This window comes from Arthrobacter sp. 05T420 (assembly GCF_056396305.1).
Genome location: NZ_JBFTLG010000025.1, coordinates 32,937 through 53,526, shown reverse-complemented (window position 1 = coordinate 53,526; position 20,590 = coordinate 32,937). Strand labels below are relative to the sequence as shown.

At 60.7% G+C, this 20,590-nt stretch carries 12 protein-coding genes; 2 read left to right on the top strand and 10 right to left on the bottom strand.

Features of this window, described 5'->3' with window-relative positions; translation table 11 throughout:
- Positions 1–35: 35 nt before the first annotated feature.
- Positions 36–1,790, bottom strand: coding sequence for a hypothetical protein (locus tag AC1DEM_RS20365; RefSeq protein WP_476886099.1), 1,755 nt, complete (start codon positions 1,788–1,790; stop codon positions 36–38).
- Positions 1,791–2,367: 577 nt separating this feature from the next.
- Between AC1DEM_RS20365 and AC1DEM_RS20360 the strand changes: the two genes are divergently transcribed.
- Positions 2,368–2,964, top strand: a complete 597-nt coding sequence (locus AC1DEM_RS20360) for an NYN domain-containing protein (protein WP_476886098.1) — start codon at positions 2,368–2,370, stop codon at positions 2,962–2,964.
- Positions 2,965–2,988: 24 nt separating this feature from the next.
- A complete protein-coding gene (locus tag AC1DEM_RS20355; RefSeq protein ID WP_476886097.1) occupies positions 2,989–3,366 on the top strand; it encodes a BRCT domain-containing protein in 378 nt (125 codons plus the stop codon).
- Between the two features lie 88 nt (positions 3,367–3,454).
- On the opposite strand, the gene AC1DEM_RS20350 is transcribed toward AC1DEM_RS20355, so the two are convergent.
- From AC1DEM_RS20350 to AC1DEM_RS20310, 9 genes are all read right to left on the bottom strand, one after another.
- Positions 3,455–6,607, bottom strand: a complete 3,153-nt coding sequence (locus AC1DEM_RS20350; protein WP_476886096.1) for a DEAD/DEAH box helicase — start codon at positions 6,605–6,607, stop codon at positions 3,455–3,457.
- Positions 6,597–8,477: a phospholipase D-like domain-containing protein gene (locus AC1DEM_RS20345; protein WP_476886095.1), complete on the bottom strand. Its 1,881-nt coding sequence runs from the start codon at positions 8,475–8,477 to the stop codon at positions 6,597–6,599. Before AC1DEM_RS20345 ends, AC1DEM_RS20350 begins: the two co-directional genes overlap by 11 nt.
- On the bottom strand, positions 8,470–9,678 hold the full coding sequence (locus AC1DEM_RS20340; RefSeq protein WP_476886094.1) for a DUF6361 family protein: 1,209 nt from the start codon (positions 9,676–9,678) through the stop codon (positions 8,470–8,472). The genes AC1DEM_RS20345 and AC1DEM_RS20340 overlap by 8 nt, the downstream gene beginning before the upstream one ends.
- 99 nt (positions 9,679–9,777) lie before the next feature.
- A complete protein-coding gene (locus AC1DEM_RS20335) occupies positions 9,778–12,990 on the bottom strand; it encodes a type III restriction-modification system endonuclease (protein ID WP_476886093.1) in 3,213 nt (1,070 codons plus the stop codon).
- Between the two features lie 5 nt (positions 12,991–12,995).
- Complete coding sequence (locus tag AC1DEM_RS20330; RefSeq protein WP_476886092.1) at positions 12,996–14,846, bottom strand: site-specific DNA-methyltransferase; 1,851 nt, start codon at positions 14,844–14,846, stop codon at positions 12,996–12,998.
- Between the two features lie 18 nt (positions 14,847–14,864).
- Complete coding sequence (locus AC1DEM_RS20325; protein ID WP_476886091.1) at positions 14,865–15,527, bottom strand: DUF4391 domain-containing protein; 663 nt, start codon at positions 15,525–15,527, stop codon at positions 14,865–14,867.
- Positions 15,520–18,798, bottom strand: a complete 3,279-nt coding sequence (locus AC1DEM_RS20320; RefSeq protein ID WP_476886090.1) for a helicase-related protein — start codon at positions 18,796–18,798, stop codon at positions 15,520–15,522. The genes AC1DEM_RS20325 and AC1DEM_RS20320 overlap by 8 nt, the downstream gene beginning before the upstream one ends.
- Before the next feature lie 257 nt (positions 18,799–19,055).
- Positions 19,056–20,018 (bottom strand): GIY-YIG nuclease family protein, encoded by a 963-nt coding sequence (locus AC1DEM_RS20315; protein ID WP_476886089.1) that lies wholly within the window; start codon positions 20,016–20,018, stop codon positions 19,056–19,058.
- A complete protein-coding gene (locus AC1DEM_RS20310; protein WP_476886088.1) occupies positions 19,958–20,524 on the bottom strand; it encodes an alkaline phosphatase D family protein in 567 nt (188 codons plus the stop codon). Before AC1DEM_RS20310 ends, AC1DEM_RS20315 begins: the two co-directional genes overlap by 61 nt.
- Between the last annotated feature and the right edge of the window lie 66 nt (positions 20,525–20,590).

The window sequence follows — 20,590 nt, the reverse complement described above, 5'->3', positions numbered from 1 at the left end:
GATGCCGGATGCTGCCGCACGCCCAGCCTTCGCCGCTATTTGTCACGCAGGATCGTCACCGTCGGCATGAAGCCAATGTCCCCGACGTCGTAGCCCCCGCGCGTGTGGGCGCTTACGTGCACTGTCTTCGGATCGTTTGCGGAGCTTCCCGGTGCACGGCGCACAAAGCTTCGGACGCCGTGGGCTGTTCTACCGCCATAATTGGAGAAGAAACCCTCGCGGAGGCCTCCAGTGACAAACCCATCTTCGATGACAACGGGGATCAGCCAATCGCTGTGCGGCTTGTACGTGAGGTTGCGCTGAGTATGTGAGCCTGGGCTGTCGAGATAGTTTCGTGCCCGTGGTTGGTCTGCAGTCGGCGAGCTTCTTTGAACGTGCGCCCCTTTTCGGAGCTTGATAGCAGCCTCAACCATGAACTGCGCATCTTCACGGTCGTCTACTCCCAGCCTGGTCCCGCGAGCCACCGCGATGAGGCGCCCTCGCAGAGGGACATACTGTCCACGGTCAATACCGAAAACCCAGTCAGTGACGGCACTGAAGGTGATAATAGCCAGAGTGGTACCGTTTTGTTCCACGTGCCAGAAGATGAATCGACTCTTGCCCAAGTCCGTCAGGACCCCCGTATGCATGGGACGGAGATTTGTAAGCGCGTTCGCCATCACGGCCGGCGTGGAGGCTTGGCCGTTCTTCCGCGCGGATGCTCGGACGTTATTACTGACCTCGTGGTACGCGAATAGCCCGAACTTTCCGTGGCATACGAGACGCATCAAACTTCGGAGGGCACGGTCGGTAAGGCGGCTACTTGAGGTGATTGCCGGAAAAGAGCGGACAATTTTCTCATCCAAATCAAGCACTGCGCTCAGTTCGCGGAATAGAACGGCGTGGTCCTTTGGCGCGAATCCACCGAGAGTTTGCCGCAGCGCATCGACTTCGGAGGATCCTTTGCCGATAGCCGAGGTCATAGGCGGTACGTCGAACAATACTTTCACGCCCCCGACGGTCGGTTTGCTCTCTGGGTCCAGCTCCACAGCCTTCGAACGCGCGACTAGAGCGCGCTGGATGTCAACGACGGCGGCTGGCTTCGGCGGCGTTAGCGCGCCAGCAGAGGGAATAGTAGTGCTCGCCAGACGGGCGAGTCGCGGCGCGGCAAAGCTGGTTCTTTGAGGCGCCAACGGAATGCGGTTTCCGGCTTTGGAATCGATCTTATAGGCCGGCTGCTGCCGAGTATGGTCAGCGAGAGCCGAGGCCTGATGTGCTGCCTTTGTAGCCAAAGCTGGAGTTTGGATTGAACCAACCGGTGGCCGCGTCCTCCACACCATCTTATCCGGCCGGGAGGCGGCGAGTTGCCTGAGACGATCAGCTTCGAACTCGAACAGCATGAACGCTTCGCGATTACCCCTAACCGGAATTCCAGATCGCCTAGCTTCCAGGGCTAACAGCTGCACGTCCACGTCGAGTTCGGTCGCCAAGAGTGCGAGAGACACGGTCGGCCGTGAGACAGCCGAATCCGGGGCGTTCCATTGCTCACGTACGGCCTCGGCTTCGGCTACGGTCAGGCGCGAAGCAGGCGTCGTCTTCGGGTGTCCCAACCCTCGTCGGATCTTTAGGACATCCGCGACCTGACATCCTACGACTCGGGCGACTTCAGGAACCGGGAGGTGTCCACGGTCTGCAAACATGGGGGACTGTGTTGTTGGTAGCGAGAGGCCCGCTTCGGGCGGCAGAACACCCAATGCATCTTGTTTGAACTTCCGCAGTGCGGCTTGCTGTTCGTCGTCGAGCCGGGCCATGATTCCCCCAAGTATCTTTGCAGTATCGGCGTAAGAATATCTGCCTCCCCAGACAATTGCCGAAGTCAGCGACTCGCCAGCGAAAAGAAAGCGCCGACGGCCGGCGGCTGATTGTTTTAACCGCGGGTAAGGGGCGCATGGACTACGTGCGGCACTGGAGCAGTAGCCATCGCCATTTCGTGGCAGCGGGACCACATTGGAGTCCGGGGGCGGGGTGCGCGACTACGGCAGCGGTGGCGCGGAAAGGCTCGCTAGTGCGTCGGTCGTTAAGACGGGGAAGCGTTGGAAGCCCCTGTCCGCTGTCGCCGGTCCAGGGATAATTCAGGCGTGCACCGACGAAAATTTGACAATTCGCACGTTTTGACCCACACTCATATCAACGGAACTCCCTGCACCTTCAAGGTGTGGGGCTTCTTTTGTATCTGGCCGATTTACCTATTCGGGATATCCTCCGAATGGCACCGAAAGACATGCTGTAGTTCGAAGAACGATTTAAATCTTGTCGCATCAAAAATCATAGATCTAAATGCCGTCACGTAAACCGTGGCGGCTTCACCTGTTAAAGGAGATAAATACTATGGAAAGAATTGCAGTTTTTCTCGATTATTCGAACGTCCACCTTGTGGGTCACGATCTCTTCGCCAGAGATTTCGAGAAGTGGACCACACATGTTTCGCCTCGCCGCGTTGCTGAATCAATCATGTCGAAACGCACGAAGGAAGGCGAACTGGCAGGGGTCTTCCTCTTTCGAGGCAGCCCAGAGCGATTCTCGGATCCCGAAGCCACGAAGATTTTTCGGGACGAGCAACGCCGATGGGGCGCCGACCCCTTGGTCCATGCCACGTACTTGCCCCTCCATTACGCGAAGTATCGCGTTCAGCCCAAGGAATCAGGTGTCGATGTTCGTCTCAGCCTGGATCTTGTGAAGACGGCCGAGTCCCATCGATTCGACACGCTCATCCTCTTCTCAGGGGACAGCGATTGTTTCCCGGCTGTGCAGGACGTCGTCAAGACCACGACTCATCTGGAACTGGCAGCGTGGTCCGACGGCAGGGGATGCCCGGGAAATCGCATCACCCAGCAGGCGGCAAAGCACTTTCGCCTGTGGACGCATCGCCTTTCAGAGGAAGACTTCTGGGACTGCCAAGACAACCAAGACTTCATCGCGGCCTAGACCCAATCGGGCAGGAGGACAGAAATGTACAAGTACTCAGGACCGTGCAGCGGCTTCGTGACCACCCTTCGCGGACAGACAGTGACGATGACAGGAAGGGTTGTTGTGCGCGGAGAGCACATCAAACGGGACACCCTGGCAAAGATCATCGAAACCAAGGGAGCGAGGTTCAAGAATGATCTGACTGGCCAGATATCTCTCCTCGTTCATGGCGACTTAAGCGGCCAGGTTGTTGCAGATATGCGAATTCAGTTCAGCGACAAACTACTCGACGTCATCAACCAAGATCGCCGCAAACACCACGTGTGCGTCGTCTCCTCGGCGGGGTTCTCCGAGTTGCTGAACGGCGGAACTACCAAGTGCCTCCATGACCCTGTCGCCGACCGTGCGTCTGCGGTTTGAGCTCGCAGTCTCAGTGCTTGCTTTGTCTCCACGCTTCGCGGGCTGCGAAGCGTGGAGACATCGTTGCCGCCGGGCTCGGCATACCGAACTAAGGCCGCAAATCCAGTGGTTTTGTCTCCGCGCCATCTTTAATTAGCCCCAGCAAATCGTCCTGCCGAGCCTGACCAAGCGTCAGCCGGTACTTCGCCAGGCCGGCCAGCATGTGCTTGGTTCGAGGCACGTCGCGGCTCAGTGGGTGGTCCAGCAGCCGCCGCTCGATCTTGTGCGCTCCCGGATGGATCCAGTGCGGAGCGAACTCAGTACTGGAATCTTCCGGGTGCGCGGCGACGTCGGCAGATGCGACAGAAAACAACGCTTCCCAAGGGTCCGTAACCCCGGGCTTCAGCACCTCTGCGCCATGGGCCTCCGCCACATTCTTCCGCACCGCGTGTCCCAGGTACCGGTGCACCCGTCCCTCGCGCTGTTCGAAATCAACCGGGTTGCCGGGCACGTTCCAGTGGATGACCGAGTGGGCCCACCAGTGAAAGTCGATGCCCTCCTGGCCCACCGACGTCGACGCCAGCACAAACGGCCAGAACGGACTGTTGAAGGCCCGGCGGACGTCGGGCATACGGTTGCTGTCGCCGTCGTCGGTTTTGGCGTTGCTGTACCGCACAGCGAAGCGGCTGCCCATGCGGAGATCCTCGTGCGATCCGTCCGGATACTTCGCGAGCATCTGCGCCGGCTTGATGGACAGAGAGCGCCGAATGTCATCAGCCAGGGTCCATAGCTGCTCGGTGGTGATCTCCCCGGGGGCCTGCTGGCTGCGCAGCTGGAAGACGTACTCGTCCAGCACGGCCTGGAGGTTTCCGGCTTCGCAGTAGCGCAGTACTTTCTGCCAGTAGTCGCCTTCCGGGTAGAGCTTGTCCAGCAGTTCTGTGGCGTCGAGCCGGTTGAACAGGGTGCGCAGGCCGCTTGCCGCAAACACGGCAGCCTTCCACAGCTCAGTGCCGTCGAAGTCGTCCGGCACCACGCGGTTCAGGGCACGGTAGAGGCAGTTGGCGGGGGAGTTGACGGCCAGGTCTTCAATCCCGTCCTCCCAGCCCGCCGGTTCACCGGCCGCTGCCTCCAGCATCCGGTCAACGTGGGCCAGGTAGAGTCCGGCCTCGGAGCCTCCATCCTGGTCGGCGTCAGCGGCGTCCGAAGTCTTGCCGAGCTGCTGGGTGTACTCGTCTAGCTGCCGAAGTTCACGCGTAACCAGTTTGGCATTGTTCTTCCACTCTGCCGGCAGCGCACCCTGTAGGGAGAAGTAGGACGCCCAGGTGCCGAGGCGGCTGGAGGCGTCGACGACGGCGCCGCCCACCATCGCGGTGCCGGCCGCTGCCGCGGCAGCTCGCACAGTTCCGCTGGGCACCACGGAATTGCTCAAGGAGGCGCTCTCCAGCGGATCGCCTGCAAGTGCGAGAGCAGTATGGGGGATGAACAGAGCCAGCGTGGACATGGCCTGGGGCTCCCCGTCGCGGACCCGGAACCTGAGCCTGCCGCGGAAGCGTTTGCGGGCCTCCGCCGTGTTTTCACCGTGCAGCGGCGAACCCTCGAGGATCTGCCGTTCGGCCTCGTAGGAGAGCATCGTGGTGATTGCCGTCGGGGCGGCGTTCCACGCTGAGAAGACCAGCTGCTTGGTGACGTCCGGGCCTACCTCGGCGAACGCGCCGGAAGGGGCCACGTAGGGGAGCGACGGCGGCATCCACAACAGCTTCCACCAGCCTTGGCCGACGGTGTGCTCGCGCACCGCCCGGAACTTGGCATTGTCAGTCTCGACAGCGCCGTAACTGCGATACGCATCCGCGTCGATAGTGGACAGGGCCGGCAGCACTGGGTCAACGGCCTCCCGGTCGCAGTGGATCCTGCCGTCCAGCATCCTGCCGACCTTGTAGTCGGTGAGGAAGTGCGCGAACATCGGCACGGATTTCCAGTACTCCATCGGATTGCCGGTGCGCGTGGCCCGGAACAAAGCGGACAGGGACTTGTAGCTGGTGAGGTCACCGGCCCGGACGTCCGTCGGTGCCATCTCGATCACCGCCAGCATGTCGTCCTTGCCGAGCTGGGGCCGCTCCGTGCGGCTCATGAACAGCTTCAAGCCGTCCTCGATGCGGTGCGTGAGCGCATCGTCCGGGACCTGCCTCAGCAACTGGGTCCGGCGGCCGTCGAGGTCTGCCTCAAGTCCTTCCATGTACCCTGGCCGTTCGCTGCTCAGGAAACGCAGCAGCTGCCGGAAGTCTGCGGCGTGGTCGTCGCCGTCGGCTTCGTTCGCCCCAGTGTGCGCCTTATACGGCGTGGCGGAGAGCAGGATCAGTTTGGCGCCCTTGTAGTTCAGGAACTGCCGCGCCAGCTCCGCCGCGGAATCCTCGTCGTCGGGCGCGGTGCCGGGGGAGTAGAGCAGGCCGCGGAATCGCTGGAACTCATCCAGGATGATCAGGTCAGGCTCCAGGCAATCCAGCCCGGCCTGGGCCAGGTCTCCCCGGAGTCCGCCGGTGATGGCGCTCATGCGGGGCCGGACCGTCTCCGCCCCATCGCGCGTTGCTTCGCGCAGCGCCTTGCGGAAGGCGGGCAGGTTGCCGCTTTGGTGCGCCAGCGTGCGGAAACGGTTCCGCACGGCGACGGCGAAGCCGTCCGGGAACTGCTCGTGCATGTACTTGACGCGGCGCGCGAAGCCCTCGGTGGAGGCGCCCGCGCGCAGGAGCTCGACGGCGTCGTCGAACTGTTCCTCGCCGATGACCCCAAGCTGCGCAATGATGCGGAAGAGCACCGCCCGTTCCTTGGCCTGGCCGGTTGCCCCTCCAACGTTGAATGACGTGCCTGGCGTCAGCGAGATGAAGTTGACGCGCTTCCGAGTACCCGGCGCGGCCGGAGCGTTCAGCTTGGCCAGTTCGGTGGGCAGCAGTGTGAGCCGGCCGGACTCGATGATGTCCTTCTGCCCGGTGACGTTCAGCCGGCTGAGGTTCTGCTTGGCCAGGTCAGCGTTGGAGCAGACGTAGACGACGTCGATGCGGTTCACCCCGGAGTCTGGCCGGTCGAGCAGCTCAATGGCCTTGGCTATGACGCCGCGGGCCACCATGCTCTTGCCCAGCCCGGTCTCGTCCGCGACGAGGAAGCGGTCGGCGGCCTGGTCGTCCAGGTAGAGGCGTTTGAAGACATGTTCCACTGTGCGGCGCTGAAAGCCCCTCAGTCCGTCCAGCGCGGGCGTGGCATCAAACCCCATGAAGTTCACCAATTTCCAATGCTTCGGTGGCTGCCGTCCAGAGCGCGTGCAGCTGCTGAATCTCCGGGTCATCGCCCCGAAGGGCGAGCAGCCGGTCCATAACGACCTTCAGATCGGGGAAGACCGAGCCGGCGTCCGGGCCGGCCATGGCGCCAACCATTGCTTCGAAAAGCCCGGCGGTGGAGCCGTCGCCGAACCCTGAACCGGCGAACCATCCCGTGCCCGTTCCGGACCCAGGTAGGGCGTCTTCAGGGGTCAGGAACAACAGCAGGAACTGGCGAAGCTTCTGGGGGTCGTCCAGCTGGCGGGCGATGATCTCGTCCAGTCTTCCCGCAGGATCGGTGCGCAGACTGCCCTGGATCACGGTGCTCTTGGACAGCCCAGCCGCCGGGTCCTCCAGCGTGAGCACCAGGTACGGCGTCACATCAGCCAGCGGGATGGCGCGGAAGACATGTTCGTGCTTACCGCCGGACGGCTCGACGACGGCGCTGGGCTGGGGGAGCGAAAGGAGGCGCAACTTCGCGGTCAACTCAGGCTTCGGCGACCAATCATGCGAGACGGTCACCGTGAACGTGTTCTTGGTATCGCCGTCGGGGACGGCATCGAGGAGGAACCGTTGCGCCGCAGCGTCCCGCAGGGCGTTCTCCAGCCGGAAGGCTGCCACGTCTTCTTCCGAGCGGGCCGCACCGCCCGTGCCCAGGTAATCGGCGAAGGGCACGTCCTTGAGGCTCTCCCGGATGCGCTGCACCCCCAGGCGCTTTTTGGCTCCCCGCATTTCCAACAGAAACTCCACGTTCCTGGTGAAGCCCGCCTCGGTGGCGTTGGCCGACCCGAGAAGCGCGTAAGTATGGTGGTCGAAGTCGCAGAAGTAGGCCTTGGCGTGCAGTCCGGTCAGATCGTCGGCAACGCGCTGGAGTCCGGTCTCGTCCACATCGCTTTGTCCTGACGCCGATGATTCGGGGATGCCGAGTTCGTCAAAAGCCTTGAACGACATTCGGGTATCACCCACCGTTTGCTGGTTGAGGAGATCCAGCTGGTCGCCGCGTGAGTAGACGTAGAGGTTGTCCGTCCACGGGTCCCGCAATCGGCCGAGCATCGTGTCGTCGAGGAAGGGCGTGATTACCAGCTTCTCTCGGCCAAAATGGGCCCCCTCCCCGGTTTTACCGTTGAGTGCACTGAAGTTCTCCGGATCGCCGAGGTGGGCAGTGATGGAGCCCTGTTCGAAGTTCTCGCCGATACCCATGGGCCGGAATGCCAAGCGCTGAATATCCTCCGGCAACTCCCAGCGGACATCCGCCAGGCGCGAGGCGAGCCCGCGCACCCTGGCCAGCCTCCCGGCGTCGGGCGTCACCGTGCAGAGATCGGGGAGACCGGCGATGAAGCGGGCCAGGGGGCCGCTGTCCGGGCCAGCATCTTCGGCATCCTGCACGGGTTCGCCGTCCAGCCGGACGAGGAGGTCCCAGCTGGCGTCGGTGGTGAGGTTGCGGCTGCTGCACAGGAAGCGGTAGCGGCGCTCGGTGTCGTTCTCGAACTCAAGGAGCCAGACCTTGGGGTGGAACAGTCCGCGCTTGATGCTGACTTGATGGACCATGGGCTCCAGCAACGCGAGCAGGTCTGAGGCGCCCGAGGGCGCCTTGATGTGGCCTGCCTGGCAGAAGATGTCTACACGGTCGGAGACTTTGCGCAGGGCGCTGAGCACCGCCACTGGATTGGTGAATTCCTCTCCGGAACCCGCCACGAAGCTCAGCGGTACCGACAGGGCGCTGGTCATGTCCAGGGTGAAGGTGGTGCCTACGGCGTGGGAGAGCCGGAATCCTGCCGGCGGACGTAGCTGCTGGGTGAGTGCCTGCCTGTTTGCTGCCTCAAGCATGTGACTGCCCTTCCAGTGCGAGTCCTGCGTGGATGTCCAGGACGTTCCGGCGTACTTGCGTCCAGCGGAAGGTCAGGGCGCCCACCCGGGCGGGCGGCTGCCAGGCACGGAGCCGGCGTTCGTTGCGGAACCGCGAGTTGGACTTCTTCATCAGCTTCTCTCGGGTTTCGACGGCGGCACGGAAGTCTTGGTTGTCGATCAGTTTGCCGGGGTTCATGGCGGCCTCGCCCATGGCGCGCGCGAAGTCGGCGGTGTTGCTGTTGATGCCGCGGTTCAGTGCTTTGGCACGGTCGATGTAGCCGTTCACATCCCACCCGGCGAGGAGATCGCGCTTGCTGTCCCGCTGGTCTTCCCACGCTGCCAGGAGCTCGTGTGTGGGCTCCAGGGTGTCCGCTCCAGTGGAGAAGACCTTTGCCGAGAGTTCCGCGAGCAGGTGCTGGTAGAGGATGGTGGCGCCGTTGTGGATGAAGGAGAACGCCTCCGCATCCTTGAGCCACTGCGCGGGGTCGCCCTCCGCGCTGCGGCACGCCGGGTCCAGCCAAGGTGCCCAGAGTCCCGGAGTGGGGCTGACCTCGGATCCGACGACGTGGGCCAGCATGGTGCCGGGGCAGGTGGTCAGGATGCGTTCCTGGAGCCAGCGGGCTTCGTCGTGGGACAGCTTAAGTCCGCGATCTTCGGACTGCGGAAAGCCGGCCGGCGGCTTGGGGAGGGTCTGGTTCCAGACCGAATAGCTGTTTTCGCCGTCCTCGGGGGAGGGGGCGTCTGCGCACATGAGCTGCGCGACGGCGGAGCGGTCGGTGTCCGGGCTGACGATGCCGTAGGTGCGCAACGCGGTCCAGTACGCGGCAGAGGGAAGCTGCTGGACGTTCCGGCCAGCGTCGCGGCCGATGTAGCTGTCCTCGCCGATCTCCTTGAGCCTGCCGATCAGCTGCCGCTCGGATTCCTCGGACCGCTTCCGCAAGTCGTCCGGGTTTCGGGTGCTCCGGTGGGCGGTTTGGTAGGTCCACGGGACGAGGAGCATGTAGCGCGCACCCAGGTGCAGCACGGAAGTGCCCGGGAACAGGCTGTTGCTGATGGCGTCGCGCAGCTGGCCCATGCCGAGGTCATCGGTGGTTTCCGGCGTGCCGAAGAGCTTGACTAGTTCGCGCATCTTCGAGTTTTCTTCTGTGGACGCGTCGAGCCATGAGATGAGGGAGGACATTCGGCTAATTCTCTCGCTTTCTATTCGGAACTTGACCCTGCCCGCGGCATGGATCGACGGAGTTACCGCACCACCGCTTCACTTCACGTCGAGCTCAGATCAGCTCGCATCGCCCGCTATCGCGAACTCCGTATGTACAGCCACCTGCGCGTTCGGTCCAACGAGCTGCATGAGCTCGCTGTAATCCGTGACGACGTCGTATGTGACGTCGTTACGGTTCTTCTCGTTCAGAGATGCGAAGAACTTGCGGGCGCATTCGATCTTGGCGTCTTCGACGCCCTTGAGCTGGAGGGTCGAGAGGGAGCCCTTGGTCTCCGCGACAAAGTAGACGTGCTTGACGCTGCCCTCGGTGAACGCAATTGCCCAGTCCGGGTTGTAGTCCCCCACCGGGGTTGGGATGAAGAACCCGCGCGGGAGCTTCGCGTAGACCGCGACTTCCGTGCTTGTATCCAACTCATTTACGAACGCGCGCTCGATTTTCGAGTCGGTGACGACGTAGTCGTAGATGTGCTTCGTCAGCTTGCTGCCTGCGTGAGTGAGGTCCTGCTTTGTTTGGTTCTCGGTGAAGATCGCCGAGTCAAAGCGGTCCTCCAGCGCGTCATAGGTCAGATGTTCGACGATGACGGTGGCCTTCTGTTCGTTGATGAGCCGGGCGGCCTCGGTGATGAACTGCTCCGGGTTGAGTCGGAACTTCGCGAACGTGCCCGGTGCAACCCCGCCGACGATCTTGGCCATCGTACTCCGAGTGAGCTGTGTCTTCTCGGTGATCTCACCCAGCAGGTCGTACTTCACTTGGGAACCGGCCGTGACCGTTTCGGTGTGCGTCTTCGTGCTCGACACATTGAACCCTGCACCGCTCATGAGGTCGCCCGCCTCTAACGATTCACGTTGCTGCCCGGCCTGCACGACGTACTGCATCGCAGCAACGTTGAGGTGCCTGTCGAGCACCGTGATGCATTTACGGATCAACTCCAGGGAGTCGAACTCGACTTGGTAGACGGCCTTATGGTTGATTCGGGCCCAGAGTTCCTGGAACTCCTTCTTCGCATAATTCGCTTCGTTGAGCGGGATCTTCTTCGGCTTGCGGTCGTCGACCGGTAGAGGCACATCGAGGTATAGCGCATCCACAAGCGGCCAGACGAAGTCGATGACCTGCCGGAGCACTTCCGAGGTCGGCTCGGCAAGAGTTCCGCTCTCAGTCGACTGTTTATAGATTTCGGAAATAGTGTCGTCTTCGTTGAGGTAATCATTCTTGATGAGGTACTTGTACAGCGCCTGCGCAAGTACCTCATCGACGACGGCCTCACCGGACGGTGTCTGGATAGTCTTGCCGGTGAAGAACTTGGCACTCGCCTGGCGCGGTCGGGCGGCCAGAGACTCGGAGATTTCCTTCTGCAGCCCGACGACGAAATCGGTGTACGACTCATCGGTGACGACGGTCAGCTCGTTGATGTCGTGAACGGTGACTGGGTTGTCCATCCTCTGACCGTGCTGGTCCACGGCGAGGCGAAGCCCGCGGCCGATCTCCTGCCGACGAGAGACGATGTTGTCGCTCTTCTTGAGCAACCCCATGACGAAGACATTTGGGTTGTCCCATCCTTCACGCAGCGCGGAGTGTGAGAATATGAATCGCACCGGCTCCGTGAATGACAGCAGCCGCTCCTTGTTCTTGAGGATCAGATCGTAAGCATCCACATCCGTTGCCTGCCCGGCATCTTCGCCTCGATTGGCGACGGTGGGATCGACTTGGCGCCTGGTCTTCTTGTCGATGGAGAAATAGCCCTCGTGAACGTCTCGTACCAAGTCCCGCCGCAGATACTCTCTGTAGACCACTGTGGCGTCGTCGAGTTCCAGTTCACCGAGGGTCTCCTCGACGATCGCCATGTACTCCTCCTCGAAGTATCGAGCGTAATCACCGAGGGTGTTCTCACGGTCGTAGTCGCGGTACTTGGCGACCTCGTCGATGAAGAACAGAGAGAGTACCTTGATGCCCTGGCTGAACAACTCGCGTTCCTTGTCCAGATGGGCGCGGATCACCTCGCGAATTTGGATTCGGCGTTTGGTTTCCTCAGTCACGTCGCGGTCGGCGAGCTGACCAGCGACGACGATGTCGCCGTTGCTCAGGTGGAGAGTATCGTCCGTGGCCCGAATATCTTCAACGTAGAGCCCCTTATAGGCTTCGATCCCACCCGACAGTTCGTGGAATCGCGCTCCCTTCTCGACCCGCTTGACCATCCTCTTAATCTGCCCGGCTTTGGTCTGTACGTCGATCTCCACTCGGGCACGGGGCTTAGCGCCCTTGGCGATCTCGATGGCGTCCATGTAAAGGTATGCGGTTGAACCTGAAAGACCCTTGACAGTGATGCCGCGCACTGCGATCTTCTTGACCAGCTTCTGATTGTAGGCGTCGAGAGCGTCGAGTCGGTGAACCTTTGTGTACTCATGATGCGGCTTGTGCGTGGCCGAGTATCGCAGAATCATCAGTGGGTTGAGCTGAGACAGCGACTCGATAGAAGTCGACGGCTTCTTTGGTCGCCCACTCTTGATATCAAACTCTTCACCGAAGCGCTGCGGCTCATCGATGATCACGATCGGACGATTCGCGTTGATGATGTCGATGGGCTTACGCGATCCAAAATCGTCGAGGCCCACCATCTCTGAGACGCCTTGGAAGTTCACACGAGGCGTGCCGAAGATTCGTCGGTTTTCTGCACCCTTGGAATTGAATGCTTGGATGTTGATGATCATCACCTGCACTCCCGAATCGGAGCTGAACCGCTCCAGCTGGTGCAGCTTCGAGGAGTTATAGATAAACGATCGCGGCTTTGTGCCGTAAAGCTGCTGAAAGTGCTCTGCCGTCACGTCGAACGACTTCTTCACACCCTCTCGGATCGCGATCGACGGGACAACGACTATGAACTTCGACCAGCCGTAACGCTTATTCAGCTCCATGATCGTCTTGATATAGACATACGTCTTGCCCGTGCCGGTCTCCATCTCGACAGTAAGGCTCGGGGCACCTGGGGCCGCTTTGCTGTCGAAAACCTTCGCCGAGAGTGGAAGATTCCGGGACCGCTGCACCTTGTGGACATTCTCCAGCAGCTGGGCACCGGACAGAGCGATCTCGACGTTCCGGAGGCCAGAGTCGGGTGCTTCGCTCACTTCGAACAGGGCGGGGTTGGAGACTGACCTTACCCGGCCGGGGTCGATCCGGTATGAGATGCCGTCGTGTTTGGGCTGACCCTCGAAGACGTCAACGACCGTGTCTACGGCATCGGTCTGATACTGCTGGACCTTAAACTGAAGCTTCATCCGGATCAGATCGCCTTCACGTCTGTCGCCGGAGAAACCTCGCGGAAGACTTGCTCCGCGTTGATCCGCGCGTCGTCCGAAGCGAAGCCGGAGTCGCGGAACACAGCGCGGAGTGGCTTGCGCGTGGCGATGGTGCGCACAATTTCCGGAGTGACCGGCGATTCGAAGCAGGCGATCAGCGCACCGCCTTCGACGATGAAGACCTCCTCGCCGCCTATCTGCTCAACTTCGATGGGCATGGTCAGTTCGAGCCCCCAATCAAGCAGCACTTGGAACAACAAGTCCTCGCCCGTGCGGTCAGACTTGACGCTGGCTTCCAGCTGTTCGAGCGCGAGTTGGTCGGTCTGGTCGGGAGTCCGCAGCACATCGACCATGTTGGTTGTGTCCACGCGGACGAGGCGATATCCGACGTCAGGGACAGGCATCTGCTGGGAGAGTTCAGCAGCAACGTTCTTGAGGCGTTCGAGACTCATGCCGAGAATTGAGTCAAACGTCGGCTCGGGTGTCGACAACGGCTCGTGGATTTGCACGGAGATGAATCGGCGGTTACCGCCGTCTGCTGCGTTCTGAGCGAGGACAGCATGCGGCGTTGTCCCACTGCCGCTAAAGAAATCGAGGACGATGTCTTCAGAGTGTGCGGAAGTGGCAAGCTGAAGGATGCGCTGGACGAGCTGCACCGGCTTCACGGAGTTCAGGACATTCTCGGTATGCTCAAACGGCACATACTTGAGGAGGGTCTTCTTCGCGTCCTGGGTGTGACCGACCTCCGAGAAAGGCCACAAGGTTTGAGGAGTACGCCCGCCGGACATCTCTGCAAGAAACCGCTTCAGCCGCGGCATATTGTCGCCATTTTCGCCCCACCAGATGCGGGAGTCGGCGTCGAGTTCCTTGAACTTCAATTCTGAGACACCCCAGTAGCGGCCACGCGGCGGGCCTTGGATCACCCGTCCGCTTGGCGTCGTAATCGGATACAGACCTGCCCTGTATGCGTTGCGGGCGGTAAGGTTGTCCGATTGCCATGGCCCGCGCAGATCGCTGTCAGGATTCTTGTAACGCGCATCCATCTCTGCTGTCCTGGGTAGCCCGTTAGGCACCCACTGAGACTTGTCACGCGCGAATACCAGAACGTAGTCATGGTCTTCGGAAAACCACTGCGCGGAGTTCTTCGGCGAGAACACCTTCTGCCATATTATCTGGGCAACAAAATTCTGCGCCCCGAACACCTCGGCGCAGAGTTTGCGAAGATTGTCGACTTCGTGATCGTCGATTGAAATAAAGATGACCCCGTCATCGCGAAGCAGGTTACGGGCGAGCTTGAGGCGGGGATAGATCATGCTGAGCCAGTCAGAGTGGTACCGGCCGTCGGTGTCAGTAAGGGCAACCAGCCGGCGTCCATCGTCGTCGGTCTGACCCGACCTGATCAGGAATTCGCGGGTGTTCTCAGCGAAGTCGTCGTCGTAGATGAAGTCGCGCCCAGTGTTGTAGGGAGGGTCGATGTATATCAGCTTTACCTTGCCGAGGTAGGACTCTTGGAGCAACTTGAGGGCGTCAAGGTTGTCGCCCTCAATGAAGAGGTTCTTGGTGGTGTCGAAGTCAACAGACTCCTCGCGTAAAGGGCGGAGAGTCTTGGCTATAGGAGCATTGGCGGCGAAAGCGGCGGCGCGCTTGCCCGGCCAGTCGAGCTGGTAGCGTTCCTGGGGACCGTCAACGACGTGGTCGGAGAGTTCTTGACGCAGCAGGTCGAAGTCGATTGCCTTCTTTGGATTGCCGTTTGTGTCGAGCACCTCGGTGACGACGCTTGGGAACAGGTCGGCAAGCTTGTCGATGTTGGCGTCGGTCAGGTCTGGCGACGTCATGAGCAATTTCTCCACGGGTTACCTCTGCAGTTCCAGTTCTTGTTGCTTCGTCTTCAGAGTGCGGCGAAGCTCGATCTTGCGGTTGAGTTGCGGCTCGGTGCGGAGCTTACGCTCCAGGACGGCTATCTCGCGTTCGAGCTTGTGCACGGCCTGTAGTCTAACGGCGAGGTCCGACACTTCCTCGCCTGGCCGACTCGACACTGGGGTTAGCGGCTCCAAGAGCGCGGAGTAGAGGGCGGGCAGGGTGATAGCCGTCGGGAGGGGCTGCCGCTCCGTGTCGGCGGGCTGCCACCCGGTCGAGTAGTAGGCGCTGAGCTTGGGTGCGCCAACGCAAAGCTGCTTGAATGCGGCCACCATACGCACGGATCCATTGGTGCCATCGCGGGCGATCTCGAAGAGAACGGGGAACGGGATCGCGTTGTCGATCGCAGTCAGCACCGGCTCGGACACGTCGTCCATCTTAGCGTCGATCTGGAAGACCTGAACCTCTGGCGCCACGGGGCTGCCGGGGAGGTTGATCGTGATTTCTGCGAGCTTGTACGCCCAGGTGATGCGCTGGACCTCAGACACGAATTTCTCTCGGACGGTGTTGGAGACGGTGCCGCGCTCGTAGAACTTCTCCTTCGGCACGCGGCTGCCAAACTTTGCCGCGACAGGCCACCGGTATAGCAGGTCAGTCATCAACGGGCACCCCGAGTGCGCGGTCGACGACGGCGATAAAAGCGATCAGTTCGAAGTCGTCCAGACCTGCGATGGTCTGGGTCAGGGCTGTTGTGTGGCCTCCGCTGAAGAGGCTGTCGATGTCCCGTTCCTCAGTGACATCGATCATCGAGTGGATCGCATCCGTGAGTAGGACGGAGTATTTGCCCATCTCGGCGCCCTCACGCGTAGCGGCGTTGAAGATACGCACGACGTCGGTGACGGGTTCGTCGTAGGGGCGGGATCCCCCGCGGACGAGGTCTAGTAGGTGCTTGGCTTCAGTATGGTCGGCGAGGACGTTCCCGTCGTCGTCTAGGTACACGAGGTAGTGCGGGTGGAGCCGGTTGCTACGGTTGATGTTCTCGGCGGTATTTAGTATCCGCAGCACGAAAATCACGCCGGGCTTCAGCCCGCTGGCGGAGTCGGCGGGGATGACGGCGTGGAGGCCTTTCGGGGCCGTGGCAATATCGCCGTATTCCTTAATGTAGCCGAGCAGGTCCATCCGGAATTCGTTGAGGCCCAGGTCGGTGATCGAGACACCGGTGCGGACATCTTCCAACTCGATGACCTCGTCCTGGAGCTTGCGGAGCTGTTCTTTGCGGAAAGCGGCGTCGGAGTCTTCGACCTTGAGGATGTTGTCGTTCGCGGTGCCCGCGAGGTCGGCGATGACCATGCGGTTCTCGACGCGCTCTTTAAGATTGATGTACTCATCAAGGGAGATGTCGGGCCAGAAGTTCACCAGCTGAATCTGGGCGTTGATGGAGCCGATACGGTCGATACGGCCGAAGCGCTGGATAATCCGGACTGGGTTCCAGTGAATGTCGTAGTTGATCAGGTAATCGCAGTCCTGAAGGTTCTGGCCCTCGCTGATCACGTCCGTTCCGATGAGCACGTCCAGATCACGGGTTTCGTTCGGCATGGTCAAGTGGCGTTGCTTTGAGCGCGGGGAGAACAGCGCCATCACCTGCTGGAAGTCGAACCCGGTACCCAAGCTCGTCTTCGAGCCATGGCTTCCGCCGGTAATGACAGCGGTCTCGAGCCCAGCCTTCTGGAGGCTGGGGGCGAGTTCGCGGTAGAGATAGTTGGCGGTGTCGGCAAAGGCGGAGAACACCAGCACCTTGCGGTTGCCAGCGTTGATCGGATGTGCCGCTTTGTCGGTGATGAGCTGCTTAAGCCTCTGTAGCTTCAGGTCGTGGGCCGGGATGACCTTGCGCATCTCGTCGAGCAGCTCCCGCAGCGTCTCGCGGTCGTTCCACAGGTCGCGCTGCCAGGACTCGATGTCGAGGTCATCGAGGTCGATCTTGATCTTCTCGCCGAAGGAGAGCGCCTCGATATTCGCGTCGTCCTCGTCGTCTACGTCGAAGTCGAGATCTGCAAGGTCGGCGCTGAGTTCTGTGAGTGGGCCCGAGTGGGAGTCCAGGCGCTGCAGCGTCCGGTTCACGGAGTCCTCGATCTTAGCCAGCGTGAGCCGGAAGGCCTCAACCGAACTCTCCAGCCGCTTGAGGAGGTTCACGGTCATAAGCTTCTTTAGCCCCTGCTCGCGCCCCTTCTGGCCGAGGTTGGAACGGGCGCTGCCTGCGGTGACGTTGTAGAGGTCCTCGTACTTGCCGCTCCTGCTCGGGAACACGTAAGCCAGTGGGGTGTAAACGGCGAGGGTGAGGGCTTGGAGCTGCTCAAAGATGTCATTGAAGCTCGGCGTGTCCGCCAGGTGGGTCAGCGGCTCACGGATTGACATTGGTGCCAGCCGTTCGGGGAAGGCGCCAATCTCGGTGGTGTCGTAGAACGCCTGGATGTGCTTGCGTGACCGGGCGATCGTCACAGAATCGAGGAGTTCGAAGAAGTCGAAGTCGAGCATCTGGAGGATGCGCTGGCTCGTGCGGTCTTCAGGGACGAGCTTGGACCACTCGTTGAAGACGCGCTGGGCGTCGCTGAAGACCTTCTCTACCGTCGTCGAGATGTTCAAGTGCTGGGCAAGGTTCTCCGACTCGCCCTCGTAGGCGAGCTGGAGCTGGTTCTTCAGATCGTTGAATCGGTTGTTCACGGGGGTCGCCGACAGCATCAGCACCTTGGTCTTCACGCCCTCGCGGATGACCCGGCGCATGAGCCGCTGGTAGCGGGACTCTTTCTCCTCGGCGTAGTCGGCGTTGCGGAAGTTGTGCGACTCGTCGATGACGACCAGGTCGTAATTGCCCCAGTTGATCCGATCCAGTCGCAAGCCCAGAGACTCGCCGCCAGTGCGCGAGAGGTCGGTATGGGCGAGGACGTCGTAGTTAAACCGGTCTTCGGCAAAGATGTTTGTCGTGAGGTTGGCGTTGTAGTTCGTCCAGTTCTCTGCGAGCTTCTTCGGGCAGAGCACCAGCACGGACTTGTTGCGCAGCTCGTAGTACTTGATCACCGCTAAAGCTGTGAACGTTTTGCCGAGGCCGACGCTATCGGCAAGGATGCAGCCATTGTAGGTCTCCAGTTTGTTGATGATCCCCGTCGCCGCGTCGCGTTGGAAGTTGTAGAGACTCTGCCACACCGTAGTGTCTTGGTAGCCGGTGCGATCGTTCGGCAACACGTCCTCGTTGAGGTCATCCAGGAACTCGGCGAACAAGTTGTAGAGGACTAGGAAATAAATGCGCGCCGGGGAGTTCTCCGCGTAGACACTGGCGATGTGGTCGTGAACCGCCTCGGTGACGTCGTCGAGCTGGTCCGCATTGTTCCAGATCTGGTCGAACAGCTGGATGTACTGCGCGGTCATCGGGGTCTCGTCGATGCGCTGCACCATGTTCGAGACTGCGTTGCCGCGCTCGTAACCAAGGTCGGCGGTAGTGAACCCTTGGAGCGGCATGTACGCGGCCTTGTCGTCCACGACAGCGAACTGCTGCATCGGGTTTCCAGTCGCGTTTGACCGGAATGTGACCTTGCGGCGCACCCAGTCGGCGCATTCCTTCGCGATTGCGCGCTGGGTGAGCTTGTTCCTGAGCCGCACTTCGAACTCGGAGCCGTACAGGTTCGACTCGGCTCGACCCTCCACGGGGATGAAGAACTCGCGTCGCTCTTTGGGGAGTTTGCCGGTGACCTGAGTCGTCAGGAACGACGGCGAAGTGAAAATGAAATCAAGCTCATCGACTTGCTCAAGTTCCTTGCGAAGTGCCTCAAACGCGAAGATCGAGAACGTCGACGCTGCGATGCGCACCTTGGACCCAGATGTGATCTCGGTCTTGAGATCGTCGCCGAGCAGGTCGTTGACGTTGTCGATGATCTTCACAGGCCCCCCGGCAGAATGTAGAACCTCTGCTAGTTCAGGGCTCACTCAGCCGAAATTTATCACGAATCGTGGCAGTTCTCTCTCTGAAATAAAGTGGACCACGACCCGTGGGGAATCGTTCGCCGTGCACTGGACCCCGTAGGTACCCTCGGCTGGCGTTCGCTGTGATTCGCGAGTTGTGTCAGCACCAGCCGAACAGTGAGCGTTTTTGTGATCCCCGAGATTGGCTCGGCTTTCCACCGTCGCAAGTAAAGGCATCAGGAAATGACGGCAGCCTTGATCTCTGCCACGGTCTGGGTAGAAGCTTTCTGATCGAGGGAGGCGATCCCCTGCTCCTGCCATTGCCCGTAAGTCAACCCGATTGCCGGAACTCGCCAACTAGTTCGCCCGTTCGTTGCCCTTCCGGCTATAACGGCCCCTGCGGCGCTCGGACTCTTAAACACGTGCGATTTCGTGAATCGCGCCGACGCCCCGTCAGCGACAAGAACGCCCGCGGTCACTAGCTTTTGGTGGAGCTTTGCATAGCCATGCATTGCCCCAATCCACGAGGCCCTGGCTCTGGAACCTTCAAGGACGGCGAATTCCCCGTCGGTTTCCTGCGCCTGTGCCGTGATGCCTGTTCCTGAAATAGACATCTCAAAAATTGGAGAGGAGGCTGTGTTTTGAACATAGGGGTTGGCAGAGTCGGACGGAGACGGGACTTTCCGTAGAGCATCGACCCCGAGGACGGGGAGGATGATCTTGGCCTGATCTACAAAATACTCCATGTCCGATTTGTCCGCTTCCGGCAGCGGGAGTGGCTGGGGCGCCGTTCCATTGGTAACTGTTGCCCGGCCAGCAGCCGTAGCGATGGCTATGAATCGGCTTTCCAAATACCTCGCGTGGGCCTTCGTCAAGTTAGCATCCTTGCTTGTCAGAACGATGGCGCGGTTCCAAAAGTCTTTGCCACCTTTCTCTTCCGACTTGTGGTGCATCTTCAGCCGTTCACCGACGTTGTCACCTTCACCGATATAGATAAGAGTTTCGTCTATATCGGCGACCCCGTCCCCCAAGAGCAGGTAGACGCCTGTGCGCTGCACTTCTTCACGACTGAGCAACACAGCCAGTTCGGACCTGCCGGCGGCGATGACATGTCCTGTCCAGTTCATGATTTCTGCCGTCAGCATCCCCCCGGGCGTGCCATCGACCAAGAACAACCGAACTTGTTTTCCAACCGCCATCTTCTTCTTCCTTTTGATGCTCGTGCCTGATTGCAATCCCAATGGGGCAGACAGGATTCCCTGATTCTATGAGCACAGGAAGCCAGGCGGTCACAAATTCGCCAAGTGTGGCATCCAGGCCGACCCGCAATCGATCGACTAATCATGCACTCCCAGTGGACCCAAGCTGGCACCGTCTGAAGTCCGGACATTCTCCGACTGATGCATGCACCCGGCCGACCGTCTCGTCTTGCAGGCGTACGCGGAGCAGCGAAGTTTGTTGAGAAAATTGAAACTTGCAGACCGGGCCCATACATCGGACGGGGCAAAATGCAGCTTTTACCTCGACTCGGAGTCAGCTCCGAGCCCAGCGCGGGCAATGCCGGGTCCTTGTAGTCCACCTTGAGGTCGTTAGCCCAGTTGCAGTGCACGTCGCCGGTGAGGGCCACGGCTTGCGGACGTTGGCGTCCACCCAAACCCTGCGTGATGCGGTGGTTCGACGCGGCGCAGCCGTCCCGCCCGTCCATGGAGACAACCTCAATCCCCGGAGGTGAGGCCGCTCCCTCAGCGCCGAAGGTCCGGTTCCCCCAAAG

What these genes read in the sequence shown, in the direction of transcription:
- AC1DEM_RS20365 (WP_476886099.1), bottom strand. Translation starts at nt 1,790, where the DNA reads ATGGCCCGGCTCGACGACGAACAGCAAGCCGCACTGCGGAAGTTCAAA.
- AC1DEM_RS20340 (WP_476886094.1), bottom strand. Translation starts at nt 9,678, where the DNA reads ATGTCCTCCCTCATCTCATGGCTCGACGCGTCCACAGAAGAAAACTCG.
- AC1DEM_RS20315 (WP_476886089.1), bottom strand. Translation starts at nt 20,018, where the DNA reads ATGGCGGTTGGAAAACAAGTTCGGTTGTTCTTGGTCGATGGCACGCCC.
- AC1DEM_RS20360 (WP_476886098.1), top strand. Translation starts at nt 2,368, where the DNA reads ATGGAAAGAATTGCAGTTTTTCTCGATTATTCGAACGTCCACCTTGTG.
- AC1DEM_RS20355 (WP_476886097.1), top strand. Translation starts at nt 2,989, where the DNA reads ATGTACAAGTACTCAGGACCGTGCAGCGGCTTCGTGACCACCCTTCGC.
- AC1DEM_RS20350 (WP_476886096.1), bottom strand. Translation starts at nt 6,607, where the DNA reads ATGGGGTTTGATGCCACGCCCGCGCTGGACGGACTGAGGGGCTTTCAG.
- AC1DEM_RS20345 (WP_476886095.1), bottom strand. Translation starts at nt 8,477, where the DNA reads ATGCTTGAGGCAGCAAACAGGCAGGCACTCACCCAGCAGCTACGTCCG.
- AC1DEM_RS20325 (WP_476886091.1), bottom strand. Translation starts at nt 15,527, where the DNA reads ATGACTGACCTGCTATACCGGTGGCCTGTCGCGGCAAAGTTTGGCAGC.
- AC1DEM_RS20335 (WP_476886093.1), bottom strand. Translation starts at nt 12,990, where the DNA reads ATGAAGCTTCAGTTTAAGGTCCAGCAGTATCAGACCGATGCCGTAGAC.
- AC1DEM_RS20310 (WP_476886088.1), bottom strand. Translation starts at nt 20,524, where the DNA reads ATGGACGGGCGGGACGGCTGCGCCGCGTCGAACCACCGCATCACGCAG.
- AC1DEM_RS20330 (WP_476886092.1), bottom strand. Translation starts at nt 14,846, where the DNA reads ATGACGTCGCCAGACCTGACCGACGCCAACATCGACAAGCTTGCCGAC.